15 protein-coding genes and 1 riboswitch are annotated in these 12,384 nt (G+C 65.8%); of the genes, 12 read left to right on the top strand and 3 right to left on the bottom strand.

Going from position 1 to position 12,384, the window contains the following annotated elements:
- Position 1 precedes the first annotated feature (1 nt).
- The 5 genes from FQU74_RS14340 to FQU74_RS14320 all read left to right on the top strand — a co-directional run bounded on the left by FQU74_RS14340 (position 2) and on the right by FQU74_RS14320 (position 4,845).
- A complete protein-coding gene (locus tag FQU74_RS14340) occupies positions 2-1,321 on the top strand; it encodes a cobyrinic acid a,c-diamide synthase CobB (RefSeq protein WP_146287191.1) in 1,320 nt (439 codons plus the stop codon).
- A complete protein-coding gene (gene cobA, locus FQU74_RS14335) occupies positions 1,318-2,043 on the top strand; it encodes a uroporphyrinogen-III C-methyltransferase (protein WP_146287152.1) in 726 nt (241 codons plus the stop codon). Before FQU74_RS14340 ends, cobA begins: the two co-directional genes overlap by 4 nt.
- A gap of 69 nt (positions 2,044-2,112) precedes the next feature.
- Positions 2,113-2,327, top strand: a riboswitch (cobalamin riboswitch).
- A gap of 34 nt (positions 2,328-2,361) precedes the next feature.
- Positions 2,362-3,042 carry an energy-coupling factor ABC transporter permease gene (locus FQU74_RS14330; protein WP_146287151.1) on the top strand — a complete coding sequence of 227 codons (681 nt, stop codon included), beginning with the start codon at positions 2,362-2,364 and terminating at the stop codon, positions 3,040-3,042.
- A gap of 84 nt (positions 3,043-3,126) precedes the next feature.
- A complete protein-coding gene (gene cobF / locus FQU74_RS14325; RefSeq protein ID WP_146287150.1) occupies positions 3,127-3,891 on the top strand; it encodes a precorrin-6A synthase (deacetylating) in 765 nt (254 codons plus the stop codon).
- 51 nt (positions 3,892-3,942) lie between these two features.
- Entirely contained in the window at positions 3,943-4,845 is a 903-nt protein-coding gene (locus FQU74_RS14320) for a ketopantoate reductase family protein (RefSeq protein ID WP_146287149.1), read from the top strand.
- On the opposite strand, the gene FQU74_RS14315 is transcribed toward FQU74_RS14320, so the two are convergent.
- A complete protein-coding gene (locus tag FQU74_RS14315) occupies positions 4,842-5,789 on the bottom strand; it encodes an L-threonylcarbamoyladenylate synthase (RefSeq protein ID WP_146287148.1) in 948 nt (315 codons plus the stop codon). The two genes, FQU74_RS14320 and FQU74_RS14315, sit on opposite strands and share 4 nt — an antisense overlap.
- 117 nt (positions 5,790-5,906) lie before the next feature.
- Here FQU74_RS14315 and FQU74_RS14310 point away from each other — a divergent pair, with 117 nt between their 5' ends.
- The 5 genes from FQU74_RS14310 to FQU74_RS14290 are packed head-to-tail and all read left to right on the top strand — an operon-like array spanning position 5,907 to position 9,994.
- Entirely contained in the window at positions 5,907-7,607 is a 1,701-nt protein-coding gene (locus FQU74_RS14310; RefSeq protein WP_146287147.1) for an acyl-CoA dehydrogenase, read from the top strand.
- On the top strand, positions 7,604-8,641 hold the full coding sequence (locus FQU74_RS14305) for an MBL fold metallo-hydrolase (RefSeq protein ID WP_146287146.1): 1,038 nt from the start codon (positions 7,604-7,606) through the stop codon (positions 8,639-8,641). The genes FQU74_RS14310 and FQU74_RS14305 overlap by 4 nt, the downstream gene beginning before the upstream one ends.
- Positions 8,638-9,147, top strand: coding sequence for a DUF6173 family protein (locus FQU74_RS14300; protein ID WP_146287190.1), 510 nt, complete (start codon positions 8,638-8,640; stop codon positions 9,145-9,147). Before FQU74_RS14305 ends, FQU74_RS14300 begins: the two co-directional genes overlap by 4 nt.
- Positions 9,148-9,202: 55 nt before the next feature.
- The gene (locus FQU74_RS14295) at positions 9,203-9,337 is read left to right on the top strand and encodes an aa3-type cytochrome c oxidase subunit IV (protein ID WP_146287145.1); all 135 of its coding nucleotides are present in this window, start codon (positions 9,203-9,205) and stop codon (positions 9,335-9,337) included.
- 33 nt (positions 9,338-9,370) lie between these two features.
- Positions 9,371-9,994: a sortase family protein gene (locus FQU74_RS14290; protein WP_146287144.1), complete on the top strand. Its 624-nt coding sequence runs from the start codon at positions 9,371-9,373 to the stop codon at positions 9,992-9,994.
- A gap of 24 nt (positions 9,995-10,018) precedes the next feature.
- On the opposite strand, the gene FQU74_RS14285 is transcribed toward FQU74_RS14290, so the two are convergent.
- The gene (locus tag FQU74_RS14285) at positions 10,019-10,360 is read right to left on the bottom strand and encodes an AzlD domain-containing protein (RefSeq protein WP_373289034.1); all 342 of its coding nucleotides are present in this window, start codon (positions 10,358-10,360) and stop codon (positions 10,019-10,021) included.
- The gene (locus FQU74_RS14280) at positions 10,353-11,060 is read right to left on the bottom strand and encodes an AzlC family ABC transporter permease (protein ID WP_146287143.1); all 708 of its coding nucleotides are present in this window, start codon (positions 11,058-11,060) and stop codon (positions 10,353-10,355) included. The genes FQU74_RS14285 and FQU74_RS14280 overlap by 8 nt, the downstream gene beginning before the upstream one ends.
- Before the next feature lie 73 nt (positions 11,061-11,133).
- Here FQU74_RS14280 and mobA point away from each other — a divergent pair, with 73 nt between their 5' ends.
- Together mobA and FQU74_RS14270 are read left to right on the top strand one after the other, a co-directional pair.
- Positions 11,134-11,715, top strand: coding sequence for a molybdenum cofactor guanylyltransferase MobA (gene mobA / locus FQU74_RS14275; protein ID WP_146287142.1), 582 nt, complete (start codon positions 11,134-11,136; stop codon positions 11,713-11,715).
- Positions 11,715-12,323, top strand: coding sequence for a GNAT family N-acetyltransferase (locus tag FQU74_RS14270; protein ID WP_146287141.1), 609 nt, complete (start codon positions 11,715-11,717; stop codon positions 12,321-12,323). Before mobA ends, FQU74_RS14270 begins: the two co-directional genes overlap by 1 nt.
- Positions 12,324-12,384: the final 61 nt, after the last annotated feature.

Genomic DNA, 12,384 nt, shown 5'->3' with positions numbered 1-12,384 from the left:
CATGCCTGCCATACCCGGCGGCCTCATCATCTCGGCCCCCGCCTCGGGCACCGGCAAGACCACGGTCACGCTGGGCCTGCTTGCGGCCTTTCGTGCGGCCGGCCTGACAGTCCAGCCGTTCAAGAGCGGCCCGGATTACATTGATCCCGCCTTTCACACTGCGGCCAGCGGGCGCGTGTCGGTCAACCTTGATACCTGGGCCATGCCTGAGGCGCGGATCGCCGGGTTGATCACGGCGGCCGATGGCACCGATCTGGTGATCGCGGAAGGCTCCATGGGTCTCTGCGATGGTGTCGCGGCAAAGGGCGAGACTGGCATCGGTGCCTCGGCCGATCTGGCAGAGTTGACTGGTTGGCCGATCATACTGGTGCTGGATGTTTCAGGGCAGGCGCAAAGCGCTGCGGCGACGGCGCTTGGCTTTGCGGCGATGCGCCCCGGCATCCGCATCGCGGGGGTGATCCTGAACCGCGTCGCCTCGCCCCGGCACGAGGCGCTGGTCCGCGATGGCATGGCACAGGCAGGTGTCACGGTTCTGGGCGCCCTGCCCCGCAAGGCGTCGATCGAATTGCCGGAACGCCATCTGGGCCTTGTACAGGCGGATGAGACATCTGACCTCGCCCGCATCCTGCAGGATGCAGGGGCCTTCGTTGCCGAGAATTGTGACCTGACCGCGATCCAGAACGCCGCAGCACCGACGCGGCTGGCCTTTGGCGCGATGCGGCGCTGCCCGCCACCTGGACAGCGCATCGCGCTGGCGCGGGACGCCGCGTTTTCCTTCACCTATCCGCATCTTCTGGCGGACTGGCGCGCCCAAGGGGCCGAGGTCCTGCCCTTTTCTCCCCTGGCAGATCAGGGACCCGACGACAGCGCGGATTGTTGCTGGCTGCCCGGCGGCTACCCCGAACTGCACGCAGGCCAACTGGCGGCGGCCGATGGGTTCCGCAGGAAGATCAACGCATTTGCCCAAACACGCCCCGTGCATGGCGAGTGCGGTGGCTATATGGCCATGGGCGCTGCGCTGATCGATGCCAAGGGCGTTCGGCACCAGATGGCGGGGCTTCTGCAGCTGGTGACCAGCTACGAAAAGCGGCGGATGCATCTGGGCTACCGGCTGGCGACGCTTGCCGCCCCCATCCCGGGCTTTGCCACCAGTGCACAGCTGCGCGGGCATGAGTTTCACTACTCGACCATCATCGAACAACCCGATATGCCGCTGGCATCCGTGGTTGACGCGACGGGCGCCCCGGTGCCTGAAACGGGATCGCGGCAGGGCAATGCCAGCGGCACCTATTTCCACCTGATCGGTGAGGCCAGCACATGAGCGGTTTTGTATCCTTCGTCTCCTCAGGTCCGGGCGACCCGGATCTTTTGACCGTCAAGGCGCTGAAGCGGCTGCAAGAGGCGGATGTGGTGCTCTATGACGACCTGTCGTCGGGGCCGATCCTCGATCTGGCGCGCGCCGGGGCCGATCTGATTTCGGTGGGCAAACGCGCGGGCCGCCCCTCGGCCAAGCAAGAACACGTGAACCAGTTGCTGCTTGATCATGCCGCGACCGGGGCGCGCGTCGTGCGGCTGAAATCCGGCGATGCGGGCATCTTCGGCCGGCTTGAGGAGGAGACGACGACGCTCGATGCGGCGGGGGTTCCCTATGAGATCATCCCCGGCGTCACCTCGGCCAGCGCGGCGGCGGCGGCTGCGGGCATTCCGCTGACCCGACGCCTGACCGCACGGCGCGTGCAGTTCCTGACCGGGGCCGATATCACCGGCAGCCTGCCCGAGCATCTGAACTGGGACGCCCTTGCCGATGCAAGCGCCACCACCGTCATCTACATGGGCAAGCGTACCTTTCCTCGCCTTGCCACCGAGCTGATCGCGCGCGGCCTTTCCCCTGACACGCCGGCGCTGCTGGCCCATGGCGTCTCGACCGCGGATGAGCGGCTGGAGCGGTTCACGATCGCGACCCTCGCCGCCCATCTGGACGGGGCCGAAAGTCTGACGCCAGCCCTGATCCTTTACGGACCGCTTGCACCCGGCCTGGGCTAGGTTGCAGGACGAAGGTCGCAACCCTGATCCCGGATGTCGTCATCAGCCTTGACCGGCCCGCCCGGTTTGGCGCAGATGGAAGAGCAAGGTGTCCAACAGGCGCAAAGCGCCGGACGTAACGGGAATGAGGAAGGGTGGACCCAATCGGGCACCCCGGCCTCAGCCGCCCCCGCGACTGTAAGCGGAGAGCGACCCCCAGATGCCACTGGCGCCACACGCGCCGGGAAGGCGGGGAGCCGCATCGACCCGCGAGCCAGGAGACCGGCCCTGCAAGAACGACAACCAAGGCCGTCGGGTGTGACGGCAGAGGAGACAGATATGCATATCGAACCCGGGCTCGTCACCGGCGCCAAAGCCTTGCTGGGCGCTGCCACCGCCACCACCGCCGGCCTTTTCACGCTGAAACTTGCCGCCACCGCAATCCGCGAACAGGGCATCGCCTCGCTGGCCGTGCGCAGCGTGATCGCGACCGCAGCAGTATTCACCTTCTTCGAAGTTCTGCCGCACCACCCGGTCGGCGTCTCCGAGGTGCACTTCATTCTTGGCTCGACGCTTTATCTGCTGTTCGGCGCGGCGCCTGCGGCCATCGGCCTTGCGCTTGGTTTGCTGATCCAGGGGCTGTTCTTCGCACCCTTCGATCTGCCGCAATATGGCATGAACGTTACCACCCTGCTGGTGCCGCTCTTCGGCATCGCGGCGCTCGCGCGCAAGATCATCGCGCCCAACACGGCCTATGTCGATCTGAGCTATGTTCAGGCGCTGAAGCTCTCGACCGCGTATCAGGCCGGGATTGTCGGCTGGGTCGCCTTCTGGGCCTTCTGGGGCATGGGCTTCACCTCGGACGCCTTCGCCTCGGTCACCACATTCGGGCTGGCCTACATGCTGGTCGTCACGATCGAGCCGCTGGTCGATCTGGCGGTGCTTGCCGGCGCCAAGTCGCTGAAGGGTCTGAAGGATTCGGGTCTGGTCAATCGCCGCCTGCACGTCGCGGCGGCCTGATCGACCCTTGCAACAACCACTGGCCGCCGCCCTATCGGGCGGCGGTTTGCATGACAGGGCCGGAGAACGGCGGAAAGCGCGGGCATGATCACTCTCAGCCTTATCGGCATTGGCAGCGGCAATCCTGATCATCTGACCCGGCAGGCCATGCGGGCGATGAACGCGGCCGATCTGATCCTCATCCCCCGCAAGGGCGAGGGCAAGGCCGATCTCGCGGAACTGCGCCGCGCCATCGTGGCCGAGGTCGTGACCAATCCGGCAAACCGCATTGCCGAGTTCGACCTGCCGATCCGCGACGAGGCGACCACCGATTATCGCCGCCGCGTGGATGACTGGCACGATGCAATCGCCGGTGTCTGGGCCGACACCATCGCCGCGCAACTGGGTCAGGCGGGCCGCGTCGCCCTGCTGGTCTGGGGCGACCCCTCGCTTTATGACAGCACCCTGCGCATCGCCGCCCGGCTTCGCCCCGCCCCGCAGATAGAGGTCGTACCCGGCATAACCTCGATTCAGGCGCTGACCGCCGCCCATGCCATTCCGCTGAACGAGATCAACGGTCCCGTCACCATCACCACGGGCCGCAGGCTGCGCGACGAGGGGTTTCCGCCGGGTGTCGATACCTGTGTCGTGATGCTGGATGGCGAATGTTCCTTCCGGCACCTGCCGCCAAAGGGACTGCAGATCTGGTGGGCTGGCTACGCCGGGATGGCGTGCCAGATCACCGAAAGCGGCCCGTTGGATGAGGTCTGCGAACGGATCGTGGCGCGCCGTGCGGCAGCGCGCGCCGAACATGGCTGGATCATGGACATCTACCTGCTTCGCCGCGCGCCCGATCACGCAAAGCCTTGATATCGCGCGTGGCTTGGCCATGCTTGGACCGACAGACAGATCGGAGGGGGCATGGCACGGCATCGAATCGCGATCATGGGGGCGGGGGCGGTCGGCTGCTACTACGGGGCGCTTCTTGCCATCGCCGGAGAGCAGGTGACCCTGATCGGTCGCCCAGCCCTGCGCGACGCGGTACGCGACCGTGGTCTTCTGCTGGAACGACGCGGGCGGATCGAGTTGATCCGGATGGATGCCGCGACCGAGCCGGAGGCGGTTGCCGGTGCCGACATGGTTCTGGTCTGCGTGAAATCGCCCGATACAGAAGCCGCCGCGCAGGCGATTGCCCCATACCTGTCGCCAGATGCAACCATCCTCAGCCTGCAGAACGGCGTGGGAAATGCCGAGCGTCTATCAGCAGGTCTTGGGCGCCCGGTTCTGCCGGTGGTCGTCTATGTCGCCACGAAAATGGCCGGGCCGGGGCATGTTGCCCATTTCGGCCGGGGGGAGCTTGTCCTCGGCACCGGACCGGGGGCGGAGGCCGCTGCCTCGATCCTGCGCCGGGCAGGTATCCCGACCGAGATCTCCAGCCAGACCGAAACCGCGCTCTGGTCAAAGCTTGTCATCAACTGCGCGCTGAACGCGCTCTCGGCAGTCAGCCGTCAGCCTTATGGCCGCATCATCGCGACACCCGGCGCCGCCGATCTGATGAAGGGGGTGGTTGCCGAATGTCAGACGGTGGCTCAGGCCAGCGGCATCACCCTGCCCGCCGACCTCTGGGATCAGGTCGAGCGGATATGCGCGACGATGCCGGGACAGTTCTCTTCGACCGCGCAAGACATGATGCGGGGCCGCGCGACCGAGATCGAGTTCCTGAATGGCGAGATCCTGCGCAGGGCGCATAACTTGGGCATCGCCGCGCCGATCAATCAGGCCCTGACCGTCATGGTGCGGCTGGCCGAGCAGCGGCAAGCCTAGGGCCTGGGCGCTGCCGCGCGGCGCAGCCGGTCATTGATCGCGCGTCCAAGGCCGGTTTCCGGCACAGGGGCAAAGGCGATGGCGCCGCCCGGTCCGGCTAGCGCATCCGCCTCGCGCAAGAAATGAAAGAGGTTCGCCGCCGCCTCAAGCAGATCGCCGCTGGCGGAAAGCGTCAAATGGCCAGCAATCGGGCCAAAGCCCACCAGTACTTCGCCCTCTCGGGCCTGGGTCGCGTTCAGCCGCACACGCGCCTCGGGCGCATAATGCGAGGCCAGCTGCCCCGGCGCCTTGGGCATGGACGGGTCCCCCGGCATCAGAAGGGGGGCACCGAGAGCCGCCTCGATCGCCTCGACTGCGACGCCACCGGGGCGAAGCAGAGCGGGCGGCCCATCCAGCGCAAGGATCGTGCTTTCAACCCCAACCGCACAGGGGCCGCCATCCAGAACGGCGGCAATGCGCCCCGAAAGCCCGGCCAGCACATGTTCGGCCCGCGTGGGCGACACCCGGCCTGACGGGTTGGCCGAAGGCGCGGCCACCGGGATGCCCGCCTGTGTCAGCAGCGCACGCGCCACGGGATGCGCAGGCAGACGGATCGCAACCGTATCGAGCCCGGCCGTCACAAGGGGCGAAAGCCCCGCATCCGGCCGCAACGGCAGAACAAGCGTCAGAGGGCCCGGCCAAAAGGCCGCCGCCAGCCGCTCGGCCTCGGGCGTCAGCACCGCGAGACGCGCGACCGCTGCAAGATCGGGCAAGTGAACGATCAGCGGATTGAAGGCAGGCCGGTTCTTCGCCGCATAGATCGCCGCGACCGCCCGGTCGTTGCGCGCATCGGCAGCCAAGCCATAGACCGTCTCGGTCGGAATCGCGACAAGCGCGCCTGCGCGCAGCAGGTCTGCGGCCTCGGCGATGCCATCTGACGTGGCGGCGATACGGCGGGTTTGCATGTTTCGTGACGCAGCGTTGATGTTGAGGCGGTTTGACCTTGCGTTAGTCTTTGTCGCAAGAGATCGACACCAGATAGACCCGTGCCCGGCCGATGCCAAGCGCGGTGAGGAGGATGAATGGCCTATCGCGCGCCCGTTTCCGAGTATCGTTTCGTCTTCGACCATGTCGTTGGCCTGAAACAGGTCGCCGCGACCGAGCTTTTCGCCGAGGCGACGGCCGAAACGGTCGAGGCGATTCTGTCCGAGGCCGGCAAACTGTGCTCGGACGTTCTGGCCCCTCTGAACCGGGCGGGCGACCTGACACCGGCGCGACTGGAGAATGGCGTCGTGCGCACCTCTCCCGGCTTTGCCGAGGGCTATCGCGCCATTGTCGAGGGTGGCTGGGTTGGCATGTCGGCGGACCCTGCGTACGGCGGCATGGGTCTTCCGATCTCAGTTGCGACAGCAGTGAACGAGATGATGGGCTCGGCCTGCCTGTCATTGCAGCTGAACCCGCTGATGACGCAGGGCCAGATCGAGGCGCTGGAGCATCACGCCAGCGACGCGATCAAAGAGATGTACATCCCCAAGCTGATCTCGGGCGAATGGTGCGGCACGATGAACCTGACCGAGGGTGGCGCGGGTTCGGACGTGGGCGCCCTGCGCACCCGCGCCGAACGCAACGGTGATGGCACCTATGCGATCACCGGGCAGAAGATCTTCATCACCTGGGCGGACAACGACTTTGCCGAGAACGTCTGCCATCTGGTTCTGGCGCGCCTGCCCGACGGGGCGCCCGGCACCCGCGGCATCAGCCTGTTCATGGTGCCCAAGTTCCTGCCCAAGGACGACGGCAGCCTTGGCCCGCGCAACGCCCTGAAGGTCGTCAGCCTTGAACACAAGCTAGGCCTGCACGGATCGCCCACCGCCGTCATGGCCTATGAAGGTGCGACCGGCTGGCTGATCGGGGAAGAGCACAAGGGCATGGCTGCGATGTTCACCATGATGAACAACGCCCGCCTTGGTGTCGGCATGCAGGGTGTGGCCGTGGCCGAGGCCGCCTTCCAGAAGGCGCTGGACTACGCCCGTGAAAGAAAACAGGGCAAGACCCCCCTGGGCGATGGCGCGATCATCGACCACGCCGATGTGCGGCGAATGCTTGCGGTCATGAAGGCTGAAACCTTCAGCGCCCGCGCTATTGCGCTGGCCTGCGCGGTGGCAATCGACATGGGCCGGGCAACCGGCAGCGCCGAATGGCAGGCCCGCGCGGCACTGCTGACCCCCATCGCCAAGGCCTTTGGCACCGATATCGGCAACGAGGTCGCCCAGATGGGCGTGCAGGTTCATGGCGGCATGGGCTTCATCGAGGAAACCGGCGCCGCGCAGTTTGCCCGCGATGTGCGTGTGACCGCGATCTATGAAGGCACCAACGGCATTCAGGCGATGGATCTGGTGGGCCGCAAGATGATGGATGGCGGCACCGCCGCCTATCGCCTGCTGCAAGAGGTCGAGGACCACGCCCGCGAGGCGCGGGGCGCCCAGCCCGATCTGGCGGGCGCCGTCTGGCACGCGGCCGAGGCACTGCGCGAGGCAACCGAATGGCTTGTCGCGCAATCGGCCAATGACCGCAATGCAGGCGCCGTCGCCTATCTGCGCGCCTTCGCCCGTGTTCTGGGCGCGCATTTCCACCTCAAGGCCGCGCTGGCAGAACCCGCGCGCCTGCCGCTTGCCGCGGTTGCGATCAAACGCCTGCTGCCCGAACATCAGGGGCTTATTGCCCAGATGCGCGAAGGGGCCGAGGGGCTCTATGCGCTTTCGCCTGATTTGCTGGCCCTGTGACGATTTCGCTCGACATCGGCATTCGCCACCCCTTTGAGGCACCCGCGACCGGAGAAGCGGTTGAGGTGGCCGAGGGCGTGCTCTGGCTGCGTCTGCCGCTGCCGATGGCGCTGGATCACGTCAACATCCTTGCGCTGGATGATGGCGACGGCTGGACGCTGATCGACGCTGGTCTGAACAGCCGCAAGACGCGTGAGATCTGGGGTGCGCTCCTGGCCGGGCCGCTCAGGGGGCGCCCGGTTCGGCGGGTGGTGGTGACGCATCACCATCCCGACCACATAGGCCTTGCCGGCTGGTTTCAGTCGCGGGGGGCCGAGCTGGTCACTACCCGCACGGCCTGGCTTTATGCCCGAATGCTGGTGCTGGACGAACAAGCGTTGCCACAGCCCGAACAGATCACATTCCTGAAGCAGGCCGGCACACCGTCCGCCCTGCTGGAGAAGCGTCGACATGAGCGGCCCTTCAACTTCTGCGATGTGGTCCACCCGCTGCCGCTTGGCTTCACCCGCATCGCCGAGGGTGACACGATCACCATGGGTGGACGGCGCTGGCTGGTGCGGACCGGCGATGGCCACGCGCCGGAGCACGCGACGTTCTGGAGCATGGAAGACAATCTGGTGATCGGAGGCGATCAGCTTCTACCCTCGATATCGGCCAATATCGGGGTCTACCCGACCGAGCCGATGGCCGATCCGCTGGCCGACTGGATGGCATCCTGCGCGCGCTTTTCGCAAGTAGCCGAGCCGCGCCATCTGGTGCTGCCGGGCCACAAGCTGCCGTTTACGGGCCTGCCCCTGCGCCTGCGCCAGATGGCCGAGAACCATGAAGGCGCAATTGCCCGGCTGATCGACCACCTCGCCACGCCTCGCAGCGCCGTCGATTGCTTCCCCGCGCTTTTCAAGCGCCCGATCGGTGAGGCCGAGTTCAGTCTCGCACTGGTCGAGGCGGTGGCCCATCTGAATTACCTCTTGCACCGGGGACTTGCCCGGCGCCATCTGTCGCCAGAGGAGATCTGGCTATGGCAACGCGTCTGACCGACAGCATCAACACCTCGGCCGAGATTGCCGAGGCCGCCGCTCTGCCCTGCGGCGGCGCGGTGCATTGCGACCCTGACACACCGCCATCGGCCGAGTTGCAGCCGCTGCCGCCTGCGCTTTCGCGCCAGCCGGTCGAGGAGAAGAGCGAGGCGCAATGGGCCTATGAGCGGCTCATCCTCTACATCCGCAACTTCGAGTCGCAGCTTGATGCCCGCCACGAGATCGCAATGGGCTTTGCCGGCGGCGAGGCCGGCATCCTGCGCATCGAGGGCCTTGGGTATTTCGACCCTGATATCGTTACCTTCTATGGTCAGGACGAAGACGGTCAGAAGATGCAACTTGTCCAGCATGTTACGCAGCTGAACGTGGCCCTGCGTGCCGTTCCGCGCGCCCAGCCGGAAGAGCCGGCCCGGCGCATCGGCTTTCGTCTGGCGCGCGAATGGGACGAACAGGAAGGCAACATCGCCCTGCCGGATGCGCCAGCTGGCCCTGCGGGGGCGTGACACGCGGCGCTGAATCGGCTAACAGGCGAAAAACGCGCATCTTTGGGAGACGATCATGGCAGAGCACGTTCACGGGAGCATGGATATCCGCGAACACGAGAAAACCTTTGCTGGCTTCATCAAGCTCAGCATCTGGGTCGCGGGCGTGTCGATCGGCATTCTGGTGTTCATGGCGCTCGTCAACGCCTGATCGCACCGCAAGACCAAATCAAGGACGGATCGCATGCTGCGCCGCAATCTTGCCGTGCTTGCCCTGACTGCTACGCTTGCGGCCTGCGGCTCGGCCGAATCCCGCTGGGCGCCGGATGACGCCGTTACTCGCGCCAAGTATGTGCATAACGGGCCACCGGCGGTCACGCTGTTCACCGTGATTGGTGTGAACAGCAAGGGAGGGGCGCATTCGGGGCTGATGATCAACGGCTCGCAGCGCCTGATGTTTGACCCCGCAGGCAGTTGGTTCCTGCCGCGTCTGGCCGAGCGCAATGACGTGCATTTCGGCATGACCGACAAGATGGTCAACTTCTACATCGACTATCATTCGCGCAAGACCTACTACGTCGTCGAGCAGACCAAGATCGTCCCGCCCGAGGTGGCCGAGTTGCTGATCCAGCGCGTGCTGTCCTATGGCGCAGTGCCCAAGGCGCAGTGCACCAAATCGGTCAGCAGCATTCTGGTGGGCGTACCCGGCTTTGAAAGCATTCGGCAGACGTGGTTCCCCAACAATCTGATGCGGCAGTTCGCCGAATTGCCGGGCGTGACAGAGCGCACCATCACCGATGACGATGATGACAACAATCACGGGATCCTGCTGGTTCAAGCGGATGACATGAAGACGCCGCTGCCATAAGGCAGCGCTGAGGCTCTGTCCGGCTCAGCCCAGCAGCCACAGCGCAAGCACCAGCGTGGCAATCCCCGCCGCCAGCGCCCACAGCGTCTTGCGTGTGACGATCCCCACCACCACCGTGACAAGGGCCGCGATCATGCGGGCGGGGTCGGCCTCGCCCCCAGTTGCCGCCGGCCAGACCACTGCCGGGGCAACGAGCCCCGGAATGACGGCCATCGGCGTGTAGCGCAGAACGCGCAAAAGCATGGGCGGCAGCGGGCGGTTGCCGATCAGCCCCAGAAACGACAGGCGGATTGCATAGGTGCCAAGGCCCAGCCCAAGGATCACCGCCCAGATCTGCCAGGTTTCGAACTGTATGGTTTCAGCCAAGGCGGCGCTCCTCATAGATCTCGACCGCGGCGCCGGTCGCCATTGCGGCCAAGGCGGCCAGCAAAAGCCCTGACGAATAGGGCATCCACCACAGCGCCAGCGCCACACCTGCCGACATTGCCGCCGCCGCCATCTGCGCGCGCGTCAGGATCATCGGTGCGATCATCGCAAGGAAGGTGACCGGCACGATGAAGTCAAAGGCCATGTCCTCGGGCATCATGCTGCCGAAAGCCACGCCAAACCAGGTCGCCAGATACCACAGCCCGCACAAGAGCAGCACCGTGCCGAAGTAGTAGCCCAGCTTTTCCGTCAGCGTCCATTCGGGGGTGCGCTCGAACTGCGCGGCCGAAAGAAGGTAGCTCTGGTCGATCAGCATATAGGCCACCAGCGCGCGTTGCCAGAACGGCGCCTTGCCGAAATGCGGGGTCATCGCCACAGAATACATGGCCATGCGCAGATTGACCGCCGTGGCCGTCAGGATCACCACAAGAAGCGGTGCGCCGGCCTGCATCAGTTGAAGGGCCGCGAATTGCGATGCACCCGCCACCACGACAAACGAGAATGCCAGCGCCTGAAACAGCGTCAGCCCCTGTGCAGCAGCGATCACGCCGAATAGCGCGCCAAAGGGCACGATCATGGCAACGAAGGGCAGGGCCGCGCGCATGCCCAGCAGGAAAGTCGCGCGAAAGGCCGTAGGCATCAGGTGGTTCCGGCTTTACGGTTTCACCCGGAAGGCTTAGGCCTTGAAACGGCGACATGCAACCGGGCGAAGAATGCGGATTTTCGGGGTAATCCTAGCGGGTGGTCAGGGGCGCCGGATGGGGGGCACGGACAAAGCACTTGTGCCCCTGAGCGGACGGCCCTTGGTCTCGCATGTGCAGGATCGCCTGGCCCCGCAGGTCGAGGATCTGGCGCTGTCGGCAAATGGCCCGGCGGGGCGCTTTGCCTTTACAGGGCTGCGCGTGTTGCCCGATCACGTTTCACAAGGGCCACTGTCAGGCATCCTCGCCGCGCTCGAATGGGCCAAGGGGGCGGATGCCGTGGTCAGCGCGGCCGTGGATACGCCGTTTCTGCCCTGCGATCTGGTGCCACGACTCTGGCTTGCGGGTGAGGGCGGGCTTGCGGTGGCCGAAAGTGGCGGGCGCATCCATCCGGTCTGCGCTCTTTGGCCACGCAGTCTGGCGCCGGACCTGCGGGCTTTTCTGTCATCAGGTGGCGCCCGGATGATGGAGTTCTGCGACCGCAACGGCGTGGCGCGCGCCCGGTTCGCACCCGAGGCGCCTGACCCTTTCCTGAACATCAACACGCCCGACGATCTGGCACTGGCCGAGCAGGCCCTGCGGGAAGGTGCCTGATGGAGATCACCTTGCAGTCCGGCCTGCCCGAAGAGCACCGCCCCGCCGCAGCCCGCATGTATTGGGAGGCCTTCGGGGGCAAGCTTGGACGGGTCATGGGCCCTGCGCCGCGGGCACTTGCCTACCTCGACCGGGTGATGCGCGGCGATCACGTGATTACCGCCGTAGCTGGGAATCAGCTGGTGGGCCTTGCCGGCTTCAAAACCCCTTCCGGGGCCTTTGCCAGCGGAAACTGGCGCGATATGCGCATGGTCTATGGCCGCATGGGCGCGCTTTGGCGCCTTGCCCTTTTGGGCGCCCTGCAAAGCGAGGTCGACAACGAGCGCTTCCTGATCGACGGCATCTGCGTGGGTCGTGCGCATCGCGGCCAAGGCATCGGCCGCGCGCTGATCGAGGCCCTGTGTGACGAGGCCGCCCGGCGCGGCTATCCGGCGATACGGCTCGAGGTCATCGACACCAATGTGCGCGCCCGGTCTCTTTATGAACAGGTGGGCTTCCGCACCATAAAGCATGATGAGCTTGGGCTGCTGCGCCACGCCTTCGGCTTTTCCTCGGCCGCGACCATGGTGCGCGACATTTCATCGGCCCGCACCATTGCAGGGCCCTAGGCCGGTGCCGAGGTGATGCCCTTTTCCTTCGTGTTCTGATGCGTTAAGGCCAAGGCATCCA

Origin of the sequence: Gemmobacter aquaticus, assembly GCF_007859075.1 — a bacterium.
Classification (GTDB): Bacteria; Pseudomonadota; Alphaproteobacteria; order Rhodobacterales; family Rhodobacteraceae; genus Gemmobacter; species Gemmobacter aquaticus.
The sequence above is the reverse complement of the archived record's forward strand: the minus strand, read 5'-3'. Positions and strand labels throughout refer to the sequence as shown.

Excerpts from the sequence above, each read along its gene's own strand:
- cobA (WP_146287152.1), top strand. The coding sequence starts at position 1,318 with ATGAGCGGTTTTGTATCCTTCGTCTCCTCAGGTCCGGGCGACCCGGAT.
- FQU74_RS14270 (WP_146287141.1), top strand. The coding sequence starts at position 11,715 with ATGGAGATCACCTTGCAGTCCGGCCTGCCCGAAGAGCACCGCCCCGCC.
- FQU74_RS14295 (WP_146287145.1), top strand. The coding sequence starts at position 9,203 with ATGGCAGAGCACGTTCACGGGAGCATGGATATCCGCGAACACGAGAAA.
- FQU74_RS14330 (WP_146287151.1), top strand. The coding sequence starts at position 2,362 with ATGCATATCGAACCCGGGCTCGTCACCGGCGCCAAAGCCTTGCTGGGC.
- FQU74_RS14315 (WP_146287148.1), bottom strand. The coding sequence starts at position 5,789 with ATGCAAACCCGCCGTATCGCCGCCACGTCAGATGGCATCGCCGAGGCC.
- FQU74_RS14280 (WP_146287143.1), bottom strand. The coding sequence starts at position 11,060 with ATGCCTACGGCCTTTCGCGCGACTTTCCTGCTGGGCATGCGCGCGGCC.
- FQU74_RS14340 (WP_146287191.1), top strand. The coding sequence starts at position 2 with ATGCCTGCCATACCCGGCGGCCTCATCATCTCGGCCCCCGCCTCGGGC.
- FQU74_RS14320 (WP_146287149.1), top strand. The coding sequence starts at position 3,943 with ATGGCACGGCATCGAATCGCGATCATGGGGGCGGGGGCGGTCGGCTGC.
- FQU74_RS14290 (WP_146287144.1), top strand. The coding sequence starts at position 9,371 with ATGCTGCGCCGCAATCTTGCCGTGCTTGCCCTGACTGCTACGCTTGCG.
- FQU74_RS14310 (WP_146287147.1), top strand. The coding sequence starts at position 5,907 with ATGGCCTATCGCGCGCCCGTTTCCGAGTATCGTTTCGTCTTCGACCAT.
- cobF (WP_146287150.1), top strand. The coding sequence starts at position 3,127 with ATGATCACTCTCAGCCTTATCGGCATTGGCAGCGGCAATCCTGATCAT.
- mobA (WP_146287142.1), top strand. The coding sequence starts at position 11,134 with ATGCGGATTTTCGGGGTAATCCTAGCGGGTGGTCAGGGGCGCCGGATG.